Annotated in this window: 17 protein-coding genes; 7 read left to right on the top strand and 10 right to left on the bottom strand. The window is 65.2% G+C overall.

Annotated features, from left to right (window positions below):
* Positions 1-220 precede the first annotated feature (220 nt).
* Genes ACODS9_RS19630 through lptM form a run of 6 tightly spaced genes read right to left on the bottom strand, consistent with a single transcriptional unit; the run spans position 221 to position 4,834 of the window.
* Positions 221-916 (bottom strand): HAD family hydrolase, encoded by a 696-nt coding sequence (locus tag ACODS9_RS19630; RefSeq protein ID WP_110604117.1) that lies wholly within the window; start codon positions 914-916, stop codon positions 221-223.
* On the bottom strand, positions 913-1,812 hold the full coding sequence (xerC, locus tag ACODS9_RS19625; RefSeq protein ID WP_046853675.1) for a tyrosine recombinase XerC: 900 nt from the start codon (positions 1,810-1,812) through the stop codon (positions 913-915). The genes ACODS9_RS19630 and xerC overlap by 4 nt, the downstream gene beginning before the upstream one ends.
* Positions 1,812-2,522, bottom strand: coding sequence for a DUF484 family protein (locus ACODS9_RS19620; RefSeq protein WP_046853676.1), 711 nt, complete (start codon positions 2,520-2,522; stop codon positions 1,812-1,814). The genes xerC and ACODS9_RS19620 overlap by 1 nt, the downstream gene beginning before the upstream one ends.
* A 13-nt stretch (positions 2,523-2,535) precedes the next feature.
* On the bottom strand, positions 2,536-3,366 hold the full coding sequence (gene dapF / locus ACODS9_RS19615) for a diaminopimelate epimerase (RefSeq protein WP_476261097.1): 831 nt from the start codon (positions 3,364-3,366) through the stop codon (positions 2,536-2,538).
* 4 nt (positions 3,367-3,370) lie between these two features.
* Positions 3,371-4,618, bottom strand: a complete 1,248-nt coding sequence (gene lysA / locus ACODS9_RS19610) for a diaminopimelate decarboxylase (protein ID WP_401107019.1) — start codon at positions 4,616-4,618, stop codon at positions 3,371-3,373.
* A gap of 9 nt (positions 4,619-4,627) precedes the next feature.
* Complete coding sequence (gene lptM, locus ACODS9_RS19605) at positions 4,628-4,834, bottom strand: LPS translocon maturation chaperone LptM (protein WP_052752569.1); 207 nt, start codon at positions 4,832-4,834, stop codon at positions 4,628-4,630.
* A gap of 207 nt (positions 4,835-5,041) precedes the next feature.
* Between lptM and cyaY the strand changes: the two genes are divergently transcribed.
* The 3 genes from cyaY to rnk all read left to right on the top strand — a co-directional run bounded on the left by cyaY (position 5,042) and on the right by rnk (position 6,160).
* Positions 5,042-5,374 carry an iron donor protein CyaY gene (gene cyaY, locus ACODS9_RS19600; protein WP_023630903.1) on the top strand — a complete coding sequence of 111 codons (333 nt, stop codon included), beginning with the start codon at positions 5,042-5,044 and terminating at the stop codon, positions 5,372-5,374.
* Between the two features lies 1 nt (position 5,375).
* Entirely contained in the window at positions 5,376-5,594 is a 219-nt protein-coding gene (locus tag ACODS9_RS19595; protein ID WP_046853678.1) for a DUF1289 domain-containing protein, read from the top strand.
* A gap of 155 nt (positions 5,595-5,749) precedes the next feature.
* Positions 5,750-6,160: a nucleoside diphosphate kinase regulator gene (gene rnk / locus ACODS9_RS19590; protein WP_046853679.1), complete on the top strand. Its 411-nt coding sequence runs from the start codon at positions 5,750-5,752 to the stop codon at positions 6,158-6,160.
* 5 nt (positions 6,161-6,165) lie between these two features.
* Here rnk and ACODS9_RS19585 read toward each other — a convergent pair whose 3' ends face one another.
* From ACODS9_RS19585 to ACODS9_RS19575, 3 genes are all read right to left on the bottom strand, one after another.
* Positions 6,166-9,030, bottom strand: a complete 2,865-nt coding sequence (locus ACODS9_RS19585; protein ID WP_489094545.1) for a class I adenylate cyclase — start codon at positions 9,028-9,030, stop codon at positions 6,166-6,168.
* Positions 9,031-9,196: 166 nt separating this feature from the next.
* Positions 9,197-9,448: a TIGR02647 family protein gene (locus ACODS9_RS19580; RefSeq protein ID WP_028688612.1), complete on the bottom strand. Its 252-nt coding sequence runs from the start codon at positions 9,446-9,448 to the stop codon at positions 9,197-9,199.
* A 51-nt stretch (positions 9,449-9,499) separates the two neighbouring features.
* Positions 9,500-9,802 (bottom strand): hypothetical protein, encoded by a 303-nt coding sequence (locus ACODS9_RS19575; RefSeq protein ID WP_489094544.1) that lies wholly within the window; start codon positions 9,800-9,802, stop codon positions 9,500-9,502.
* Between the two features lie 146 nt (positions 9,803-9,948).
* Here ACODS9_RS19575 and ACODS9_RS19570 point away from each other — a divergent pair, with 146 nt between their 5' ends.
* Complete coding sequence (locus tag ACODS9_RS19570; RefSeq protein ID WP_489094543.1) at positions 9,949-10,608, top strand: glutathione S-transferase; 660 nt, start codon at positions 9,949-9,951, stop codon at positions 10,606-10,608.
* A 34-nt stretch (positions 10,609-10,642) separates the two neighbouring features.
* On the opposite strand, the gene argH is transcribed toward ACODS9_RS19570, so the two are convergent.
* Positions 10,643-12,037 carry an argininosuccinate lyase gene (argH, locus tag ACODS9_RS19565; protein ID WP_489094542.1) on the bottom strand — a complete coding sequence of 465 codons (1,395 nt, stop codon included), beginning with the start codon at positions 12,035-12,037 and terminating at the stop codon, positions 10,643-10,645.
* Positions 12,038-12,334: 297 nt separating this feature from the next.
* Here argH and ACODS9_RS19560 point away from each other — a divergent pair, with 297 nt between their 5' ends.
* The 3 genes from ACODS9_RS19560 (at position 12,335) to ACODS9_RS19550 (ending at position 14,975) form a co-directional block, all read left to right on the top strand.
* Positions 12,335-13,084 carry a LytR/AlgR family response regulator transcription factor gene (locus ACODS9_RS19560; protein ID WP_401107029.1) on the top strand — a complete coding sequence of 250 codons (750 nt, stop codon included), beginning with the start codon at positions 12,335-12,337 and terminating at the stop codon, positions 13,082-13,084.
* A gap of 182 nt (positions 13,085-13,266) precedes the next feature.
* On the top strand, positions 13,267-14,208 hold the full coding sequence (gene hemC / locus ACODS9_RS19555; RefSeq protein ID WP_401107032.1) for a hydroxymethylbilane synthase: 942 nt from the start codon (positions 13,267-13,269) through the stop codon (positions 14,206-14,208).
* Positions 14,205-14,975 (top strand): uroporphyrinogen-III synthase, encoded by a 771-nt coding sequence (locus tag ACODS9_RS19550; protein WP_489094541.1) that lies wholly within the window; start codon positions 14,205-14,207, stop codon positions 14,973-14,975. The genes hemC and ACODS9_RS19550 overlap by 4 nt, the downstream gene beginning before the upstream one ends.
* Positions 14,976-14,987: the final 12 nt, after the last annotated feature.

The following is a 14,987-nucleotide window of genomic DNA, read 5'->3' as shown; positions in this document are numbered from 1 at the left end:
CGCCGATGGTAGTGTGGGGTTTCCCCATGTGAGAGTAGGTCATCGTCAAGATTCAATTCCAAAGCCCCTGATCGCGATGCGATCAGGGGCTTTGTCTTTTCAGGATATGCATGGACTTGAGGCATCGCTGACACATGTGTGGGTTATGTGTCCTCAAGTGCGCATAGGCGGACATAAGCATCCGTCGTTATGGGCTCTATGGGGCGTATAGCGTCCCCGTTCAGCGCCAGCGCGACAGTACGTCGGGCAACTGCGACAAACGTTGAATCTCCGCATCCGGCGCCTGCTCGCCGCTCCAGGGTTTGTGCTGGGGATTGAACCACACTGCCCGTAGCCCGGCGCGCTGGGCGCCGGCTATGTCGTCGCCCGGATGGTCGCCGACGTGCACCGCCGCCCCTGCGTCCACCTCGCCGCGCTTCAGCGCTTCGAGGAACGGTGCAGGGTCCGGCTTGCCTATCCCTAGGTCTTCTGCACACAGGGCGAAGCGGAAGTAATCCGCCAGGCCGAGCCTGCGCACGTCGGCATTGCCGTTGGTGACCACGCCGAGGGTGTAGTGATGCCGCAGGATCTCCAGCACCGGCTGCACCTCTGGGAACACCTCGACCTGGTGCCGCGCATGCAGGAACACCTCGAAACCTTCGTTGGCGAGTTCCTGGGCGTGTTTCTCGCTGTAGCCGACCTCTTCCAGGGCGTGGAACAGCACCCGCCGGCGCAGGGCGCTGATACGGTGCTTGAGGCCCGGCTCGGCCTGTACCAGGCGCTCGCGGATGGCGAACAGGTGCTCGACCGGCACGCCACCGAGAATCGGCGCGTTGGCTTCGAGCCAGTCGCGCAGGACGACTTCGGCGCTGGCGATGACCGGTGCGGTATCCCAGAGGGTGTCGTCCAGGTCGAAGGTGATCAGCTTGATGCTCATGAGTCCGTGTCCTTGCTGCGTTTGGCCCGGGGGTGGGCGCTGTCGTACACCGTGGCCAGGTGCTGGAAGTCCAGGTGGGTGTAGATCTGCGTGGTGCTGATGTCGGCGTGGCCGAGCATCTCCTGCACCGCGCGCAGGTCCTGGGACGATTCCAGCAGGTGGCTGGCGAAGGAATGGCGAAGCATGTGCGGGTGCAGGTGCTGGCCGAGCTCGCGCTCGCCGGCGGCCTTGACCCGTAGCTGGATGGCCCGGGGGCCGAGGCGCTTGCCCTGGCGGCTGAGGAACACCGCAGAGTCCCGCGGGCCGGCGATGCCGCGCAGCTTGAGCCACGCCTGCATCGCCTCGCGGGCCTTGCGGCCGACCGGCAATACGCGGCTCTTGCCGCCCTTGCCTTGCACCTGCACCAGTCCGGCGGTCAGGTCCAGGTGTTCGAGGTCGAGCCCGGTCAGCTCCGACAGGCGCAGGCCGGACGAGTAGAACAGTTCAAGGATCGCCTGGTCACGGCGGGCAATGAATTCGTCGTCGACGCCGCCATCGAGCAATTGCAGGGCGCGGTCGGTGTCCAGCACCTTGGGCAGGCGCCGCTCGCCCTTGGGTGGCGCCAGGCCATTGGCCGGGTCGTGCTGGCAATGGCCTTCGCGGTTGAGGTAGCGGTACAGCCCGCGCACCGCCGAGAGCAGGCGTGCCAGGCTGCGCGAGGACTGGCCGTGATGGTGCTGGCGGGCAACCAGCTGACGCAGTTGCTGGACCTGCAGGGCCGCCCAGCCGGTGATGCCCTGGGCGTTGCAGAATTCGATGACCTTCTCGAGATCACGGCGGTAGGCCAGCAGGGTGTGCTCGGACACCTGGCGCTCATTGCGCAGGTGTGCGCAATAAGCCTCCAGCTGGCGTTCCATCAGCGCACCGAGCGCAGTGTCTGGGTGAAGCGTGGCACCACGCGGCCGAGTACTTCGGCGATGTAGCTGAGGAACAATGTGCCGACACTGCTCTTGTAATGCTGCGGGTCGCGGCTGCCGATTGCCAGCACGCCATGCAGGCCCTGGTACTCCAGGGTGGCCACGGCGCTGGAGCCGACTTCCTTGTGCTGATCGTTGCCGAACAGGAATGCCAGCTCGTGCTCGCGCAGGCTGCCGCTGATGGTCTTGCCGCCGCCGATCAGGCCGCCGATGGCCTGCTGCGCCTCGGCACCGGAAACCCAGCGCCCCACGGGCGCCGCGTTTTCGCCAAACAGGATCAGGCTGACGAAGGGCACCTGGAACTCCTGGCGCAGGCTGTCCTCGACTGCCATCACCACCTCTTCCAGGGTACTGGCGTCGAGCAGGTCGAGGATCAGCCGGCGGGTCTTGTCGAACAGCCGGTCGTTGTCGCGGGCCACGTCCATCAGTTGCGACAGGCGATGGCGCATCTCGATGTTGCGGTCGCGCAGCAGCTTGAGCTGGCGCTCCACCAGCGACACGCTGTCGCCGCGCTGGTGAGGAATGCGCTGTTCGACCAACAGTTCGTCATGCTCGGCGAAGAAGGTCGGGTGGGCGCGCAAGTAGGCGACCACCGCTTCGGCATCGAGCTCACTGGCCTGCGGGGATGCAACGTTAGGCTGATCGGTCATGGCGGATACTCGCTTAGAGACGAACTTGTCCTTCGAACACACGAACGGCGGGGCCGGTCATCAGCACCGGTTTGCCGGGGCCGGCCCATTCGATGCTCAGGCGCCCGCCTGGCAGGTCGATGGTCACCGGTGAGTCCATCCAGCCTTGGCTGATCGCCGCCACGGCGGCGGCGCAGGCGCCTGTGCCGCAGGCCTGGGTCTCGCCCGCACCACGCTCCCACACGCGCAGGTTGGCGCGGTGGCGGTCGACTACCTGAATGAAGCCGGCATTGACCCGCTGCGGAAAGCGCGGGTGATGCTCGATCTTCGGGCCCAGCTCATGGACCGGCGCGCTGCGCACATCGTCCACGCGCAGCACCGAATGCGGGTTGCCCATGGACACCGCGGCGATCTGGTGCAGCTGGCCGTCGACTTCGAGTGCATAGCTGGTCGCCTGCTCATCGGCGATGAACGGGACCTCGGCCGGCGTGAAGCGCGGCGGGCCCATGTCGACGCAGATCTGCCCGTCGTTGCGCACATCGAGGACGATGATGCCGCCCTTGGTCTCGACGCGAATGCGCTTCTTCGCGGTCAGGCGCTTGTCCAGGACGAAACGGGCGAAGCAGCGCGCGCCGTTGCCGCACTGTTCGACCTCGGAGCCGTCGGCGTTGAAGATACGGTAGCGGAAGTCGACATCCGGGTTGTTCGGCGCCTCGACGATCAGCAGCTGGTCGAAGCCGATGCCGGTGTTGCGGTCACCCCATTGCTTGGCGTGCTTGGGTTGGATGTGTGCGTGCTGGCTGACCAGGTCGAGGACCATGAAGTCGTTGCCCAGCCCGTGCATCTTGGTAAAACGCAGCAGCATGGGTTCACTCCGGCAGCAGGCTTTCGCCGGCGAACAGTTCGGTGATGGTCTCGCGGCGACGCACTTCGAAGGCCTGATCGCCATCGACCAGCACTTCGGCGCAGCGGCCACGGGTGTTGTAGTTGGAGCTCATGACAAAACCATAGGCGCCCGCGGAGCGCACGGCCAGCAGGTCGCCCTCGGCCAGGTCCAGCACGCGGTCCTTGCCCAGGAAGTCGCCGGTCTCGCAGATCGGTCCGACCAGGTCGTAGGCCCGACCTTCGCCTTCGCGGGGCTTGACCGCGCTGACGTCCATCCAGGCCTGGTACAGGGCCGGACGGATCAGGTCGTTCATCGCCGCGTCGATGATGGCGAAGTCCTTGTGCTCGGTGTGCTTGAGGTACTCCACGCGGGTCAGCAGCACACCGCCGTTGGCGACGATGTAGCGGCCCGGCTCGAACACCAGGGCCAGGTCGCGGCTGCCGACGCGCTCGCGGATGGCCTTGATGTAGTCGGCCAGCTCCGGGGGCTGCTCGTCGCGATAGCGCACGCCGACACCGCCACCCAGGTCGAGATGGCGCAGGTGGATGCCGCACTCGGCCAGGCGGTCGACCAGCACCAGCAGGCGGTCGAGGGCATCGAGGAACGGCTCTACGGTGGTCAGCTGCGAGCCGATATGGCAGTCGACGCCGACCACGTCGAGGTTCGGCAACTGCGCGGCGCGCACGTAGATAGCCTCGGCGTCGGCAATGGCGATGCCGAACTTGTTTTCCTTGAGGCCAGTGGAGATGTACGGGTGGGTACCGGCGTCGACGTCCGGGTTCACGCGCAGCGACACCGGCGCGACCTTGCCCATCTCGGCGGCCACCACTTGCAGGCGCTCGAGCTCGTCGGTGGACTCGACGTTGAAGCAGTGCACGCCCACTTCCAGGGCGCGGCGCATGTCTTCACGGGTCTTGCCGACGCCGGAGAACACCACGCGATCGGCGCGGCCGCCGGCGGCCAGCACGCGCTCCAGTTCACCGCCGGAGACGATGTCGAAGCCCGCGCCCAGGCGCGCCAGCAGGTTCAGCACGCCTAGGTTGGAGTTGGCCTTGACCGCGAAGCAGACCAGGTGATCCACCCCGTGCAAGGCATCGGTGTAGCTGCGGTACTGCGCCTCGATATGGGCACGCGAGTACACGTAGGTGGGCGTGCCGAAACGCTCGGCGATCGCCGACAGGGCCACCCCTTCCGCGAACAGCTCACCGCCGCGGTAGTTGAATGCATCCATGGGATTTCCTTACTGCGCGGGCGACTCTTCAGGCTGCTCTTGCTGCTGCTCCAGCACCGGTTGCGGCTGGACAGGCTTGGCATGCTGGTGCGACTTGCGCGGGCCTTTGCCGTCCTTGCCGTCTTCCGGCAGGTACAGGGGGCCTTTCTGACCGCAGGCCGAAACGAGGCAAGCAACCGCGACCACTGCCGCGAGGGAGGAAATCAGGCGTTTCATGGGTGAAATCCTTGGAAATATGCAGTATTGCGGCCGAGTATACCGAGCGACCACCTGATTGCCTATGCAAGGGGTGCCCCCGCTTGGCGGGCTTAGGCGACCGAAGGACATGCGGCTTTTTCTTACAGCTATTAGCTTGTAGCTTGAAGCTTTCGCCCTTATCGTGCCCGGCTTGCGTGTGTACAGCCATTTTTCGAGGTCCCTGCAATGAGTTTGAGCGAAGCGCGTTTCCACGACCTGGTCGACGCGACCCAACAGGCCCTGGAAGACCTGTTCGATGAAAGCGGCATGGACCTGGACATGGAGAATTCCGCCGGCGTCCTGACCATCAAGTTCGACAACGGCAGCCAGCTGATCTTCAGCCGCCAGGAGCCCCTGCGCCAACTGTGGCTGGCGGACAAGTCCGGTGGTTTCCACTTCGACTATGACCAAGAGAGCGGCAAGTGGGTGTGCGAGAAGAGCGAAGAGCTGCTCGGCGAGATGCTCGAGCGCATCGTCTGGGAGCGGGCCGGCGAGAAGCTGGACTTCGACGAGATTTGAAATGAGCGAACAGCCCAGGCCGCCCAAGCCGCTCTACAGCAATGTAAGTCCGGCGGTGCCGTCACCTTGTATCAGCATATGTCGGCTGGATGAGCGCAAGGTGTGCACCGGTTGCCACCGCCACGTCGAGCATATCCGCGAGTGGCGTGCGGCCGATGACGAACGGCGCCGGCAGATCTGCCGCGAGGCGCTGGCCCTGAAAGCGGGGGCCCAGGCATAGCCACAACGGCGGTGTGGGCTTGAGTATTTGCCCCGCTGTGGTAGTGTCAGGGTCTGCGTCGGTGACGCCAAGCATTTCACAAACCCCGCCCTTGGGCGGGGTTTTGCTTTATCTGCCTTTAGTAAATTGCCTGTTCAAAGGAGTCTGACTGGATCATGAGCACCAAGCCTTCCCTCATCCTCACCCGACTGGACGTGCAGCGTCTCGAGCGTCTGCTCGACAGCCTCGATGAAAGCACCCCGGGTGTGCTCGCCCTACAGGACGAGCTGGACCGCGCCGAGAACGTGGTGGGTCACGAGGAAGTCCCGGCCGGCGTGGTGACCATGAACTCCCGCGTGCACTGCCGCGAGATCGCCAGTGGCAAGGATTACCACCTGACCCTGGTGTATCCGAAGGACGCGGGCCCTGAAGGCAACGTCTCGATCCTTGCGCCGATCGGCTGCGCACTGCTCGGCCTGTCGGTGGGTGACCAGATCGACTGGCCGGCGCCGGGCGGCAAGACGCTCAAGCTCGAGCTGCTGGCGGTCGAGTATCAGCCGGAAGCGGCAGGGGACTTCGATCTCTGAGTTGATCAGGGTTCCAGCCGCGCCTGCAGCTGTTGCAGCCCATCGTTGAGTGCCTGTTCCAGCTCGCGCTTGTAGCGCAGGCAGAGGCTGGTGGACCCTTGCTCGTCCTCCAGCAGTTCGGACAGGTCGAGGTCGGTGATGTAGCAGCGGTAATTGCCGCTGCCGCGGCGCTGGCGCAGGATCTGTCGCGCGACCACGGCATACAGCTGGTCGCCATGCTCCAGTTCGGAAAACTCCTGCTGGTCGCAGTAAAGGGTGACGTGCACCTCATCGCCCGTGCCGGCCTGGAGGATCGCCTGGACTTCGAAACAGGCCTGGTTCTGGCTGTCCGCGGGTGCCGGCCTGGGTTCCAGGCTGCGCGCCTTGCCTGGGCCGGATGGCAGCAACTGGTAGTAGAGGATGTCCAGTGATGCTTGTTGCAGGCTGTCCAAGGGCAGCAAGGCATCGCGGCGCATCACCATCGCTTGCAGGAAGCGCTGCAACGGCAGCAGCAGGTGCGGCTCGTCCTGTTGCGGCAGCCGCTGCTGCCAGAGCGCGTTGTGCTCGTCGAGCACGTACAGGTCGGCCCAGCCTTCGAGCAGACGGTAGAACACCTGGATGCAGCCGGGTTGGCCCTGGGCCAGGACCAGTGGCAAGTCGTGGTCCTGCAGGGCGTGGGTGTCCAGGTGCAATGGGCTGTAGCTGCTGCGCTCCTCGCCGAGCGCCGCCAGTACGGCGTCGTGGTCGGCGAGGCTGGCCAGGGTGACCTGCCCGGGCTGCAAGTCGAGGATGTGGGTGTGCTGGGCCACCTGTAGCAAATAACGGTGATTCAGGCCTTGATCGAGCAGCAGTTGCACGGTGTCGAAAATCTCCTCGACCCGCTGGCTGATGGCTTGGGCGCGGTTGTGGCAATAGCAGCGCACCCGCACCCGCGGGCGATGGCTGCGCTGGCCCAGACTGTTGAGGAAGTCGCGCAGGCAGCGCACCAGCGCATGCTCGCCGTCGTAGCGCTGGACCAGCACCTCGTTCCAGCTGTTGAGGGTGATCTGGTCGAGGGTCAGTACCAGGTTCTCGCGCACCCCGGCGTAGCTCAGCGAGTCGGTGCGCTCGGTGGTCATCAGGATGTTCAGGTCGCGGTGATGACGCAGCGGGTCGACGCCGACATTCACCAGCAGCAGGATCTCGTCGGCCACGCTCGGCTGCAGTAGGCGCACCTCGCTGACTGTCTCCAGAGGCAGGGGAATGCTCTGCTGCAGGCTGCCGATCAGGTTGAACAGCTCGAACTCGCTCAGGTCGCTGGCGCCCGGGTGCAAGGCCAGGCGCGTGCTGCTGTCGATCACGCCATTGCGGTGGGCCCAGGTGAGCAGTTCGAGCAGTTCGCGGCAGCGCTTGATCGGGCTGAAGTGCTCCCACTCGTGTACGCCCAGGTTGCCGTTGTACAGCCCCCAGTGGTGTGTGCCCGGTTCCTTGCGGTTGGGTGATTGCACCAAGGTGAGGGTGTCCTCGGCCAGGTCCGGGGCGATGCCGGGGTTGATCACCTCGATCTTGCCGGCACGGCGCTCGAAGGCGGCGTAGAGGCGGCGGCCAAGCACATTGAGGTCACGCTGGTCGGCCCGGCTGTTGGCGTTCTGCTGGCGGGCAAACTGGGTCAGGAAGCGATAGCTGTGGTTCAGCTCGGCCACCAGTTCGCGACGCTCGACGGCCACCTGGCGTACTTTCCACTGGCTGCGGCTATCCAGCAGCGCCAGTTGGCGCTCGTCCCAGCCCCATTCCTCGGTCAGGCGCCCCAGCAACTGTCGCTGCCAGCCCCCGCTGCGGCTGCGACCCAGGTCGCCGAGTTTCTTGTTCACCTTCAGATACAGGCTGCGCCGCACCAGTTCCAGGCGTGCCGGCTCGTCACGCAGGAGCAGGTAGCGCTCGATGCGGCGGTAGACCATCACATAGGGGTCGAGCTCATCCAGGTCCAGCTGGTTGGCGAACACGGCCTGCTTGTAGTCCAGGCTCAGGCAGCGCACCTGCGGGTGTTCGCTGGCGTAGGCCTCGGTGAGCAGCAGCTTGAGCAGCGACTTGTAGGGTGAGTCGATGCCCTTGAACAGCTGCCACAGCCCGGCGCCGACGAACTCGCCCGACGGGATATGCGCCAGGTGGCCGAGGTCGAGGTCGTCCTGGGCACGGATGAAGCGCTTGGACAGCAGGGTCTGGGTATAGTCGCGGTAGTTGAGCTCCTGGTACACCGGTACCAGCCACCACAGTGGCGTGCGCCCGGCCAGCCAGATGGCGGTGCGGTAGAACTCGTCGAGCAGCAAGTAATGCTGGGTGGTGCCGCAGTCGTCGGAGCTTAGCTGGCTGTCGCGCTCGCCCTGGACGAAGCCCCGGGGTTCGATCAGGAAGAAATGGGCTTCGGCGCCCTGGCTGGCCGCCCAGCTTTCGAGCAACTGGCACTTGCGTCGCAGGTCGGCCACGGCCTGCTCGTCCAGGTCCGGTGCATGGCACACCCACAGGTCCATGTCGCTCTGTTCGGCCTGGGCCAGCGTGCCGAGGCTGCCCATCAGGAACAGGCCATGGATCGGCTGCGGCGGCTTGCCGTGGCGTGGCTTGTAGGTGAACGAGCGGGTCAGGCGCTGGGCTTCGGCGAGCAGCTCGTCGTCGGGCTCGAAACCGGAGACACCGGCGGGGGTGGTGCCGGAAACATAGCCTGGCAGCAGCGGATGATTGACGTGGAAGAACAGCGGCAGCAGCGTGAGGACCTGCTGCTGGCGCGTGGATAACCCTTCCATCGCCCGTGCCAGACGGCCCTGGTTGATCTTCAGGAAGCGCGCGCGCAGCTTGGCCAGCTCCTTGCGGTCGATGCCTTGTTCCAGGTCGGGGCGGATTTCGTGGGGGTGGTTCATTGCGCGCTCAGGCAGGCTGGGGAAGCACTGGCGAGTTTAGCCTGAGTGGCGCGGTCGGATAAGGGGTTGCTGGCTTTTTGACGTCAGATTCGTAACGCCTGTGCAAGCCATCGACGGTAAGCCCGCTCCTGCAGGTCTGCCGAGCTGCAGGAGAGGGAGCAGGGGTTCAGGCCGGCTGGGCGGATTTCGATTTGAGGATGGTCAGCAAAAGCCGGACGCTTTCAGCGGCATCGTTACCGAGGCTGGTGAGGTAACCGCCATCGGGTTGGTCGGTGAGCCCTTTGTCATGCAGGCGCTTGGCGGCGGCGACCAGGGCGGGGGAGGCGTCGCTGCTAACCTTGATGCCTTCCTGGTGGTTGTCCAGGTTGAACTGGGAAAGAACTTCCAGTTCGGCGATCAGTTCGGGGGTAAAAGGCATGGGCAACTCCTGACTTCGAGACAAGGATGGAAGTCAGGAGTGTAGTCACGCTTATTCGATGTCGCCTTGATCCGACTCAGGTGGCAGCTCCGGCAGGGCGCGCAGGGCGGTTTCGTACCACTCGGTATCGAACGGGCGATCTTCGTCGAGCATGGCGTCGATCTCGATGGCCAGCACGTGAGCCATGAGGTTGAGGATGTCCTCACGCTCGTAGCCGACCAGGGTCAGCTTGTTGAAGGTGGCCTTGGCGGCTGGCGGCTCGCCGCTTTCGATCTGGTTCTCGATCGCCTGGGTCAGGGTGGCCTCGGCGAAGTCTTCTTCATCATTGCTGTCGATGTCTTGGGGTTCGCTCATGGCGGTGCTCCTGTGGTGAGGCGCACAGTGTGCCATGCCTGCGCTGGCAATGCCCGGCCATCAGCGCCGGGCATGGCACTGGCCAAGGGTGGGTAAGGGAGCTATAACAGCCGGGCCAACCCCATACGGCCTTGGAGGCTGTCTCAATGCTCAAGCTTCATGGATTCGCGGTCAGCAACTACTACAACATGGTCAAGCTGGCCTTGCTGGAGAAAGGCGTGCCCTTCGAAGAGGTGCCGTTCTTCGGCGGCCAGTTGCCTCAAGCCCTGGCCATCAGCCCCCGTGGCAAGGTGCCGGTGCTGCAGACCGAGCACGGTTTCATCAGCGAGACCGGGGTCATCCTCGACTACATCGAGCAGACCCAGCCGGGCAAGGCGCTGCTACCGGCCGATGCCTTCGGGCAGGCCAAGGTGCGCGAGCTGCTGCGGGAAATCGAGCTGTATATCGAGTTGCCGGCGCGTACCTGCTACGCCGAGGCGTTCTTCGGCGCGGCAGTCGAGCCACTGATCAAGGAGCGGGCGCGGGCCGACCTGCTGGCGGGTTTTGCCACCCTCAAGCGCAATGGCAAGTTCGCGCCTTATGTGGCCGGTGAGCAGCTGACCATCGCCGACCTGATGTTCTGTTTCTCGGTCGACCTGGCCTGTGCGGTGGGCAAGAAGGTGTTGAACATCGACTTCCTGGCGGATTTCCCGGAAGCGAAGGCGCTGTTGCAGTTGCTGGGCGAGAACCCGCACATGGCGCGGATCGTGGCTGACAAGGATGCGGCGATGCCGGCGTTCCTCGAAATGGTCAAGAGCAAGCGCTGACTGGAATCGGGGCCGCAAAGCGGCCCCAGATTGCTTAGCGCGAAGCCAGCAGTGCCTGGCCGCGAGCCACTGCCGCGCGCACCTGCGCCGGTGCGGTGCCGCCGATGTGGTTACGGGCGTTGACCGAGCCTTCCAGCGTCAGCACGGCAAACACGTCCTGCTCGATCTGGTCGCTGAACTGGCGCAGCTCTTCCAGGCTCATCTCGGCCAGGTCCTTGCCGGTGTCGACGCCATATTTCACCGCGTGGCCGACGATCTCGTGGCAGTCACGGAACGGCAGGCCGCGGCGCACCAGGTAGTCGGCCAGGTCGGTGGCGGTGGAGAAGCCGCGCAGGGCCGCCTCGCGCATGATCGCGTGCTTGGGCTTGATCGCCGGGATCATGTCGGCGAAGGCGCGCAGCGAGTCGCGCAGGGTGTCGGCGGCGTCGAACAGCGGCTCTTTATCTTCCTGGTTGTCCTTGTTGTAGGCCAGCGGCTGGCCTTTCATCAGGGTCAGCAGGCCGGTCAGGGCGCCGAACACGCGGCCACTCTTGCCACGCACCAGCTCCGGTACGTCGGGGTTCTTCTTCTGCGGCATGATCGAGCTGCCGGTGCAGAAGCGATCAGGCAAGTCGATGAACTGGAATTGCGCGCTGGTCCACAGCACCAGCTCTTCGGAGAAGCGCGACAGGTGCATCATGGCGATGCTGGCGGCGGCGCAGAATTCGATGGCGAAGTCGCGGTCCGAGACGCCGTCCAGCGAGTTGCCGGCCACGGCTTCGAAGCCCAGCAGCTTGCAGGTCAGCTCGCGGTCGATCGGGTAGGTGGTGCCGGCCAGCGCGGCGCTGCCCAGGGGCATGCGGTTGGCGCGCTTGCGGCAGTCGACCAGGCGCTCGTAGTCGCGGCTGAGCATTTCGAACCAGGCCAGCAGGTGGTGGCCGAAGGTAACCGGCTGTGCGGTCTGCAGGTGGGTGAAGCCGGGCATGATGGTCTCGGCTTCACGCTCGGCCTGCTCCAGCAGGCCCTTTTGCAGGCGGGTGATCTCGGCCAGGATCAGGTCGATCTCGTCACGCAGCCACAGGCGGATGTCGGTGGCCACCTGGTCGTTGCGGCTACGACCGGTGTGCAGCTTCTTGCCGGTGATGCCGATGCGATCGGTCAGGCGCGCTTCGATGTTCATGTGCACGTCTTCCAGGTCGACGCGCCAGTCGAAGGTGCCGGCCTCGATCTCACCCTGGATGGTCTTCAGGCCATCGATGATGGTGTCGCGCTCGGCGTCGCTGAGTACGCCGACCTGCGCCAGCATGGTGGCGTGGGCGATCGAACCCATGATGTCGTGGCGGTACAGGCGCTTGTCGAAATCGACCGAGGCGGTGAAGCGGGCGACGAAGGCGTCGACGGGCTCACTGAAGCGGCCGCCCCAGGACTGATTGGTCTTGTCGGTGCTCATGGATTCACTCGTTGAAGGCGTGAACGGAAAAGTGGCGCCGATCATAGCAGGGTTGCGCCCGCCGCCGCAGGGCGCTGGTCGCGAGAATCGTCCGGTAACAAGGGGGTGCGGCATATTCAACGATTGAACGGCAGTGTTCCACGGAGCGTCTACAGTTGGACAAAGGACTGGCGGTGAATCTGCCAGGACAGTGAATCTTTGGCCTTCGCACCGGTCTGTAGCGTGACCGCGTTTCGGTCGCCCCACACTTGTCTACGCTATACCCGTGCGAGACTCACTCAGGAATCCAGCGCAATTATGAATGTCCTGATCGTTGATGATGAACCCCAGGCCCGCGAGCGCCTGAGCCGGCTGCTTGGCGAGCTGGAGGGTTACACCGTGATGGAGCCCAGCGCCACCAACGGCGAGGAGGCCCTGACCCTGATCGAAAGCCTCAAGCCCGACGTGGTGGTGCTGGACATCGGCATGCCGGGCCTCGATGGCCTGCAGGTCGCCGCCCGGCTGTGCGAGCGCGAATCGCCGCCGGCGGTGGTGTTCTGCACCGGCGACGACGAATACGGCAGCGAAGCGTTCAGGGACAGCACCCTGAGCCATGTCGAGAAACCCATCCAGCCCCCGGCGCTGCGCGATGCCCTGCGGCGTGCCGAAAAGCCCAATCGCGCCCAGCTGGCGGCGCTGACCCGCCCCGCAGGCGACACCGGCGGAGGCCCGCGCAGCCATATCAGTGCCCGTACGCGCAAGGGCATCGAGTTGATCCCCATTCCCCAGGTCATCTATTTCATCGCCGACCACAAGTACGTCACCTTGCGCCACGAGGCAGGCGAAGTGCTGCTCGATGAACCACTCAAGGCACTGGAAGACGAGTTCGGCGAGCGTTTCGTGCGTATTCACCGCAACGCGCTGGTTGCCCGTGAGCGCATCGAGCGGCTGCAGCGCACGCCGCTGGGGCATTTCCAGCTCTACCTGAAGGGGCTCGAGGGCGATGCCCTGACCGTCAGCCGGCGGCATGTGGCCGGGGTGCGCAAGATGATGCAGTCCTTGCACTGAAACCCTTTGACTGCGTGGGAGCGGCGATGCGGCGACCCGACGTGCCCCGCGATGAGGTGTAATGCCCGCCATCGCAATCGCGGGTCAAGCCGCTCCCGCGTGGCGCTTTGCTGATCTGAATCTGCGGGCACACCCGGAGGAGCTGTTATCATCGGCGGCATTTCTCTGGTTCGGGGCGTTTCATGTCCACTCGCGAAATCCGCATTGCCACCCGTAAAAGTGCCTTGGCCCTGTGGCAGGCCGAATACGTCAAAGCCCGCCTGGAACAGGCGCACCCAGGCCTCGTCGTGACCCTGGTGCCCATGGTCAGCCGTGGCGACAAGCTGCTCGACGCGCCGCTGGCGAAGATCGGCGGCAAGGGCCTGTTCGTCAAGGAGCTGGAAACCGCCCTGCTCGACAACGAAGCCGACATTGCCGTGCATTCGATGAAGGACGTGCCCATGGACTTCCCCGAAGGCCTGGGCCTGTACTGCATCTGTGAACGTGAAGACCCGCGCGATGCCTTTGTTTCCAATACCTTCGCAAGCCTCGAAGCCCTGCCGGCCGGCAGTGTGGTTGGCACTTCGAGCCTGCGTCGCCAGGCGCAATTGCTGGCGCGTCGGCCCGATCTTCAGATCCGCTTCCTGCGCGGCAACGTCAATACCCGCCTGGCCAAGCTCGATGCCGGCGAATACGACGCCATCATCCTCGCTGCCGCCGGCCTGATCCGCCTCGGCTTCGAGGACCGCATTACCGCCTCCATCAGTGTCGATGACAGCCTGCCGGCTGGTGGCCAGGGCGCGGTGGGGATCGAATGCCGTAGCGCTGATACCGAGATTCATGCCCTGCTGGCGCCGCTGCACCATACCGACACCGCTGACCGGGTGGTGGCCGAGCGTGCCCTGAACAAGCGCCTCAATGGTGGCTGCCAGGTGCCGATCGCCTGCTACGCGGTGCTTGAAGGCGAACAGCTGTGGCTGCGTGGCCTGGTTGGCCAGCCCTCCGGTGGCACCTTGCTGGTGGCCGAAGCCCGTGCTGCACGCGTGGATGCCGAGGCCCTGGGCGTACAGGTCGCCGAAGACCTGCTGGGGCAGGGCGCCGAGGCGATCCTCAAGGAAGTCTACGGCGAGGCCGGCCACCCGTGAGCCCCTGGCGCCTGCTGCTGACCCGCCCTGAAGAGGACTGTGCGGCACTGGCGCAGACGCTGGCCGACGCGGGTATCGCCAGCGCCAGCCTGCCGTTGCTGGTGATCGAGGCGCTCGCGCCGGACCCGGCGCAGATGCAGCACCTGCGGACGATCGCCGAGGCTCAGGCCATCATCGTGGTCAGCAAGCCGGCGGCCCGCCTGCTGCTGGACCAGCTCGCCCAGGCGGGAGTGACGCCGCCTTGCGCAGGTTGGTTCACGGTAGGTGAGGCGACGGCGCGAATTCTTCAGGAGCATGGGCTGCAAGTGGCCTCTCCAGCGGCCGGTGACGACAGCGAGGCCTTGCTCGGGCTGCCCGCCTTGCGCGAGGCTATTGCCGCGTCACCGAGGCCTCGCGTCCTGATCGTGCGCGGCGTCGGAGGTCGTGAACTGTTGGCAGAGCGTCTTGCCGAGCAAGGTGCTAGTGTCGATTATCTGGAATTGTATCGCCGCTGCCTGCCCGACTACCCTGCCGGAACCCTCGCCCGACGCATCGATGGGGAACGCCTCAATGGCCTGGTGGTCAGCAGTGGGCAGGGACTGGAACACTTGCATCGTCTTGCGGGTGCGGACTGGCCGCGGTTTTCCCGATTGCCGCTGTTCGTGCCCAGCCCGCGGGTAGCCGAACAGGCCCGGGCACTCGGGGCGCTGGATATTGTGGATTGCCGTGGCGCCAGCGCCGCGGCCTTGCTGGCAGCCGTGCAGCGAACCGCTGCGCCTGCCCCTTAAGGCGCTAAGCTA

This window comes from Pseudomonas sp. FG36 (assembly GCF_057809275.1).
Note: the sequence above shows the minus strand (reverse complement) of the source record. Positions and strands in the feature narration are given on the sequence as shown.

What these genes read in the sequence shown, in the direction of transcription:
- xerC (WP_046853675.1), bottom strand. Translation starts at nt 1,812, where the DNA reads ATGGAACGCCAGCTGGAGGCTTATTGCGCACACCTGCGCAATGAGCGC.
- ACODS9_RS19560 (WP_401107029.1), top strand. Translation starts at nt 12,335, where the DNA reads ATGAATGTCCTGATCGTTGATGATGAACCCCAGGCCCGCGAGCGCCTG.
- ACODS9_RS19580 (WP_028688612.1), bottom strand. Translation starts at nt 9,448, where the DNA reads ATGCCTTTTACCCCCGAACTGATCGCCGAACTGGAAGTTCTTTCCCAG.
- argH (WP_489094542.1), bottom strand. Translation starts at nt 12,037, where the DNA reads ATGAGCACCGACAAGACCAATCAGTCCTGGGGCGGCCGCTTCAGTGAG.
- lptM (WP_052752569.1), bottom strand. Translation starts at nt 4,834, where the DNA reads ATGAAACGCCTGATTTCCTCCCTCGCGGCAGTGGTCGCGGTTGCTTGC.
- lysA (WP_401107019.1), bottom strand. Translation starts at nt 4,618, where the DNA reads ATGGATGCATTCAACTACCGCGGCGGTGAGCTGTTCGCGGAAGGGGTG.
- dapF (WP_476261097.1), bottom strand. Translation starts at nt 3,366, where the DNA reads ATGCTGCTGCGTTTTACCAAGATGCACGGGCTGGGCAACGACTTCATG.
- ACODS9_RS19620 (WP_046853676.1), bottom strand. Translation starts at nt 2,522, where the DNA reads ATGACCGATCAGCCTAACGTTGCATCCCCGCAGGCCAGTGAGCTCGAT.
- cyaY (WP_023630903.1), top strand. Translation starts at nt 5,042, where the DNA reads ATGAGTTTGAGCGAAGCGCGTTTCCACGACCTGGTCGACGCGACCCAA.
- hemC (WP_401107032.1), top strand. Translation starts at nt 13,267, where the DNA reads ATGTCCACTCGCGAAATCCGCATTGCCACCCGTAAAAGTGCCTTGGCC.
- ACODS9_RS19575 (WP_489094544.1), bottom strand. Translation starts at nt 9,802, where the DNA reads ATGAGCGAACCCCAAGACATCGACAGCAATGATGAAGAAGACTTCGCC.
- ACODS9_RS19630 (WP_110604117.1), bottom strand. Translation starts at nt 916, where the DNA reads ATGAGCATCAAGCTGATCACCTTCGACCTGGACGACACCCTCTGGGAT.
- ACODS9_RS19570 (WP_489094543.1), top strand. Translation starts at nt 9,949, where the DNA reads ATGCTCAAGCTTCATGGATTCGCGGTCAGCAACTACTACAACATGGTC.
- rnk (WP_046853679.1), top strand. Translation starts at nt 5,750, where the DNA reads ATGAGCACCAAGCCTTCCCTCATCCTCACCCGACTGGACGTGCAGCGT.
- ACODS9_RS19595 (WP_046853678.1), top strand. Translation starts at nt 5,376, where the DNA reads ATGAGCGAACAGCCCAGGCCGCCCAAGCCGCTCTACAGCAATGTAAGT.
- ACODS9_RS19585 (WP_489094545.1), bottom strand. Translation starts at nt 9,030, where the DNA reads ATGAACCACCCCCACGAAATCCGCCCCGACCTGGAACAAGGCATCGAC.